Annotated in this window: 5 protein-coding genes; 2 read left to right on the top strand and 3 right to left on the bottom strand. The window is 44.9% G+C overall.

The genetic code is table 11. The annotated features are described in order from the left end of the window. The first annotated feature begins 131 nt into the window (after nt 1–131). Both R7P74_RS24350 and R7P74_RS24345 read left to right on the top strand, forming a co-directional pair. Nucleotides 132–1,703, top strand: coding sequence for an ABC-F family ATP-binding cassette domain-containing protein (locus R7P74_RS24350; protein ID WP_225474317.1), 1,572 nt, complete (start codon nt 132–134; stop codon nt 1,701–1,703). Next, the gene (locus tag R7P74_RS24345) at nt 1,700–2,857 is read left to right on the top strand and encodes an MFS transporter (RefSeq protein ID WP_262634515.1); all 1,158 of its coding nucleotides are present in this window, start codon (nt 1,700–1,702) and stop codon (nt 2,855–2,857) included. The genes R7P74_RS24350 and R7P74_RS24345 overlap by 4 nt, the downstream gene beginning before the upstream one ends. 74 nt (nt 2,858–2,931) lie before the next feature. Here R7P74_RS24345 and fis read toward each other — a convergent pair whose 3' ends face one another. The 3 genes from fis to prmA form a co-directional block, all read right to left on the bottom strand. After that, nucleotides 2,932–3,228, bottom strand: coding sequence for a DNA-binding transcriptional regulator Fis (fis, locus tag R7P74_RS24340; RefSeq protein WP_000462885.1), 297 nt, complete (start codon nt 3,226–3,228; stop codon nt 2,932–2,934). Between the two features lie 23 nt (nt 3,229–3,251). Then, entirely contained in the window at nt 3,252–4,220 is a 969-nt protein-coding gene (dusB, locus tag R7P74_RS24335; protein ID WP_005382505.1) for a tRNA dihydrouridine synthase DusB, read from the bottom strand. A gap of 139 nt (nt 4,221–4,359) precedes the next feature. Continuing rightward, nucleotides 4,360–5,247, bottom strand: coding sequence for a 50S ribosomal protein L11 methyltransferase (gene prmA, locus R7P74_RS24330; RefSeq protein ID WP_138940498.1), 888 nt, complete (start codon nt 5,245–5,247; stop codon nt 4,360–4,362). Nucleotides 5,248–5,438 lie beyond the last annotated feature (191 nt).

Below are 5,438 nucleotides of genomic sequence, written 5' to 3'. Positions count from 1 at the left end.
GTTCTTTTAGTTGTTGATTTCATAACACTCTCCAATTTTGGGGGTGGAAAGTGTCAACCTTATTTAGGACGGCACAAGTATTGAAATAAGGGCCGGTATTGATCATCGGCCCTTTTTATTTGGTTAAAAGCATGAGTATTTTACAAGTTAAAAATTTGTCTTATCAGATCGCTGATAAGAGTTTATATAACAACGCGACATTTCGAATTAACGTGGGAGAGAAAGTAGGTATCACCGGAGCGAATGGTGTTGGAAAAAGCACCTTATTGAAACTGCTTTTCGGTGAATTATCTGCAGATAAGGGCTGCATTGACTGGTTACCAAACCTTGAGGTGGGGTATTTAGAACAACATTTTAAGATCGATAATGTGCTGACAGTTCATGAGTGTTTAAAGGGCTCTTTTGAGAGTTTATACGCTGCAGAGCAAAAGCTTTGGACTTTGTATCATGCGATGACCGAGTCTCACTCTACATCTCTTTTAAGCCAAGTCGCTCGGCTACAGGCATATTTAGAAGATGAAAACTTCTATGCAATTAATACCAAAATTGAACAAGTTGCTGTAGGTCTTGGCATTTATCAATTTGGCTTAGATACACCGCTTGTCTCGCTAAGTGGCGGTCAAAGACACAAAGTCCTTTTAGGCAGGTTGTTACTTCGCAACCCCGATGTGTTAATTCTTGATGAGCCGACAAACTATCTTGATGCTCCGCACATTGAATGGCTAGTCACGTTTCTCAATGATTACATTGGCACAGTTTTACTGGTTTCTCATGATGTTGATTTCCTTAATCAAGTAGCGACCAGTATTTGTGATATTGATTATCAAACGGTTCGAAAATACAGCGGCACTTATGTCAAAGCAATGCAGCAAAAGCATCACGATGGTGCTTTGATAGAAAAGCAATATAAGGCTCAGCAAAATGAAATTCGAAAGTTAGAGCAATTTATTGCCAAAAATGGCGCTGGAGTTAACGCGAGTCTTGCTAAAGGGCGTAAGAAAAAACTGGATAAAATCGAACGTATTCAACTGAATCATGTAGAGAAAGTATCGACGTTTGACTTTGCTTACCAGCCCATTGAGCAACCGAATGTGGTTGAGGCAAAAGCGTTGATGATCGGTTATCAGCAGCCTCTGCTTCCAGTATTTGATATCACGTTAGCGCGCGGGGAAAAGTTGGTTGTTGCTGGCTTTAACGGCGTGGGTAAGTCGACCTTACTTAAAACCCTGATGGGGAAGATCGAGCCACTCTCTGGTGAGGTGGTATTGGCAAAAGGTGCAATGATTGGTTATTTTTCTCAAGATTTGTCTTGGCGCCATCCTCAGAACACGCCTGAACAGGAGCTGTGCTCTTGTGCGCCAACAATCTCAAGCAAAGAGTCACGCAAGCTATTAGCTCGCTTTGGGATCACGGGGGATAAGACGCAGCGCCACTTAGATACATTGAGCGGTGGTGAGCAAACTCGGGTGAAACTGTGTTGTTTATCGGCTCAGAAATGCAATGTTTTGCTGTTGGACGAACCAACAACACATTTGGATAGCAGCAGCAAAAATGCGCTTAAAGAGGCTCTCCAGCGCTTTTCCGGTAGCGTGATTGTGGTATCTCATGAGAAGGCATTTTTGCAATCTTGGCCTGATAGAGTTTTAGATATTTCGTTGCTCACTTGTGCTGAATCGAAAACAGAACAGGAGGTGGAGCTATGATGCAGTCCATGATCCTATTTCTCGTTGCTTTTCTTGTTGGTGCTGATGAGTTGATGCTTGGATCTATTCTTGAACCCATCGGAAATGATTTAAGTGTTCAACCGAGTCAGGTGACCTTATTTATTACGGCATATAGTTTAGCCATAGCAATTTGCGCTCCTTACTTGGGCCGTTTATCAGACCGAGTTGGGCGTATTCGTATCATGGTGCCTGCTTGCTTTGTATTTGGGGTTGCGTCTATTACGACGGGCATAGTTCATGATTTTGAACTTGCTATTGCAACTCGTGTGATCACTGGTATTGCAAGTGCAGGCATGTTACCAATTGCATTCGCGTTAGCGGGAGACGCGAAGGGTAATAGAGCGATGCGTCAAATTGTGATGGTTCAGGCGGGATTAACGCTAGGTATGATAACTAGCCCGGCGATCGGAGCATTGTTGACCCAGCTTTTATCATGGCGTGCCGCTTTTATTATTTTGGGCGTGGCGGCTCTTTTTGTCGGTGCCATGAGCGTAGTGTCCATGAACAACAAGCATAATGAGTCCAAGAAGTCAGATACTCTGCCACCTATCACAGACGTCATTCATCTTCCAGGCGCGTTGAGGGCGATTCTAGCGATGTGTTTAGGCCTAGGGGGAGGTATTGGTGTATTTAACCTGATAGGCCTTCATATTCGAGATACCAGCGAGTTGGCGCTCGGTTGGGTGGGCGCTATTTATGCTGCTCTAGGGATCGTGAGTGTGGTTGGAAATATGTGCGTGGGGAGAGCTTGCCGTTGGCTTGGTAGCTCTCGAGCTGTTATGCGAGTGGCTTTAATGGTGTGCATACCTTGCAGTGCATGGGTGTTCTCAAGTGAGATGAGTGCGGTGACCGCTTATCTTCCAGCTCTAGTGCTCTGGTCTCTTGCTGGAGGGGTTGGTTCTCCGGCATTACAAGCACATATCGCAAGCTTATCTGATGAATATCGAGGTGTGTTAATGTCTTTTGGAATGAGTATGATGCACTTTGGTGTCGCGATTTGGTCTGCCTTGGCGGGCTTCGCGTATTCTGTAGGCAATGAATGGGTCGCTTTCGTGGCTTTGCTATTGTTTGGCTCAGCAGTAGTTATCTTAAAGCCAGTTGGTAATACTGAACAAAGTGAGCGTTATTCGTAGTGTTTTAGTAGATAAAGAAAAGCCGTTACCTAAAAAGGTAACGGCTTGTTCCAAATACTTTTTGAAAAACGGTCTTAGTTCATGCCGTATTTCTTAAGTTTCTTGCGAAGAGTACCGCGGTTGATACCCATCATAGTTGCTGCGCGAGTTTGGTTACCGCGAGTGTACTGCATGATAGTATCTAGTAGTGGCTGTTCAACTTCAGCTAGAACTAATTCGTATAGTTCTGTTACTTCCTGGCCGTTTAGTTGAGCAAGGTAGTTTTTAAGAGACGCTTTAACAGAGTCACGTAAAGGCTTCTGAGTAATCTGGTCTTGTGACGTTACTGTAGTTACTGTTAATGCTTCTGAAGTCAGATTTTGTTCGAACATATTCGGTCTAGCTCTTCTCTTAATTATGATGCAACGTTATCAAAATAACCTTCTAACGCCTCAATTTGCAGCGGAGCTGCGTCGATAGCGTTGAAGGTACGGCGAAACTCACTTGCCTGTTCATGCTCTTTCAGGTACCACCCAACGTGCTTGCGCGCGATACGTGGACCTAAGAACTCCCCATAAAACTCATGCAGAGCATTTACATGACCAAGCATAATGGTTTTCACTTCCTCAGTTGGAAGTTCCTCCATTGTGGTGCCGTTTTCCAAATAGTGATGGATTTCCTGGAAAATCCAAGGACGACCCTGGGCAGGGCGTCCAATCATTAAAGCGTCCGCACCGGTGTACTCCAGTACAAATTTGGCTTTCTCCGGGCTATCGATATCACCGTTCGCGATAACCGGAATTGAAATCGCCTCTTTTACCGCTTTAATGCTGTCATATTCGGCCTCACCTTTGTACATACATGCTTTCGTTCTGCCATGCAGAGCAAGAGCTTGTATGCCGCAGTTTTCGGCTAATTTAGCGATCTGGACACAGTTCTTGTTGTCTGTATCCCAGCCAGTTCGAGTCTTTAACGTTACAGGAACGTCCACTGCATTCACGACCGCTTTCAAAATCTCTTCGATAATGTTTGGGTATTGAAGCAGAGCAGAGCCCGCTAGCTTCTTATTCACTTTTTTTGCCGGGCAGCCCATGTTGATGTCGATGATTTGTGCACCGTTCTCAACACTGAATTGAGCTGCGTCCGCCATAAGCTGTGGATCGGAACCCGCAATCTGTACAGAGCGAATGCCCGATTCGCCCTCGTGTACCATGCGCTGTTTCGACTTTGACGTTCCCCATAGTTTTGGGTTAGCAGACATCATTTCACTGACGGCCATTCCCGCACCATAGCGAAGACACAACTCGCGAAACGGTCTATCCGTTACACCAGCCATAGGGGCTACGATTAGATTGTTCTTAAGTTGATAGTTTCCGATTTTCAAAACGTCATCACAGTTCTGTACCAGCAAGGGCGCGCATTTTACGCATTTTTTCACTGCGTGAAAAGACTAATATTTGAGCATTTACAAATTGTTTTTGTAAATTGTATGAATTTCAAACAATTAGCTCTGAAAACCTTGTCTAGCCTTGCTTACGACCAGAGATGCGACACCATTCACTTTGCTCAACAATCGGGTCAATGTGAAGCTCGTCACGGTAATAGTTCGCAACATCTTCAGCTTGAGTGTCTAATACGCCGGACATAGCGAGGTCGCCATTTGGCTTAACTAGCCCTTTGATGATAGGTGCAAGTTCACGTAAAGGTCCTGCAAGGATGTTGGCCACAACGACGTCAGCGACGAGACCTTCAGGTTGATTTTGCGGTAAGTAAACTTCTAGTTTGTCTACAACGCCATTACGCTCAGCATTGTCTTTTGAAGCAAGCAGGGCTTGAGGATCAATGTCGATCCCTATCACTTTTTCAGCGCCCAGTTTGATCGCTGCGATCGCTAGAATACCTGAGCCACAACCGAAGTCGATAACGGTCTTACCGCTTAAGTCCATGCTTTCTAGCCACTCAAGACAAAGTGCTGTTGTAGGGTGAGTACCCGTACCGAATGCAAGGCCTGGATCCAACATAACATTAACAGCGTCAGGATCTGGAATGTCGCGCCAGCTTGGACAAATCCATAGGCGTTCACCAAATTTCATTGGGTGGAAGTTTTCCATCCATTCGCGTTCCCAGTCTTTATCTTCAAGCTGTTCTACTTTGTAAGCAAAATTGTCAGCCAGCATATTGCTCGCTTTAATTTGGTCGATGATGAAGTTAGTGTCTGCTTCTGCATCATACAGTGCCAGAATATCAGTATCGCCCCATAAGCGAGTTTCGCCAGGTAGAGGTTCGAATACAGGTGTATCCTGCGCGTCTAAGAATGTAACAGACAGCGCGCCAGTCTCTTCCATTAGCATATCGCCGATTTGCTCAGCGTTTTCATTGGTCGCGTTGAGTTTGATTTGAATCCAAGGCATTGGTTTTTGCTCTTAAAGTGAATGAAGTGGCGCAGAGTTTACCAGAACTCTACGATTTGTTTGAGTATATACCCAAATAAGCCAATTTATATGTTGAGCCGTTCGCGTACATATAAAGTAAATTACCACCTTCTAAAGAAGGTGGCTTTGTGTGAGCCCCCTAAAAGGGGGCCTTTGTTTAGTCCAGCGCC

The sequence above is a fragment of the Vibrio sp. 2033 genome (assembly GCF_033339735.1).
The sequence above is the reverse complement of the archived record's forward strand: the minus strand, read 5'-3'. Positions and strand labels throughout refer to the sequence as shown.

What these genes read in the sequence shown, in the direction of transcription:
- R7P74_RS24350 (WP_225474317.1), top strand. Translation starts at nt 132, where the DNA reads ATGAGTATTTTACAAGTTAAAAATTTGTCTTATCAGATCGCTGATAAG.
- R7P74_RS24345 (WP_262634515.1), top strand. Translation starts at nt 1,700, where the DNA reads ATGATGCAGTCCATGATCCTATTTCTCGTTGCTTTTCTTGTTGGTGCT.
- fis (WP_000462885.1), bottom strand. Translation starts at nt 3,228, where the DNA reads ATGTTCGAACAAAATCTGACTTCAGAAGCATTAACAGTAACTACAGTA.
- prmA (WP_138940498.1), bottom strand. Translation starts at nt 5,247, where the DNA reads ATGCCTTGGATTCAAATCAAACTCAACGCGACCAATGAAAACGCTGAG.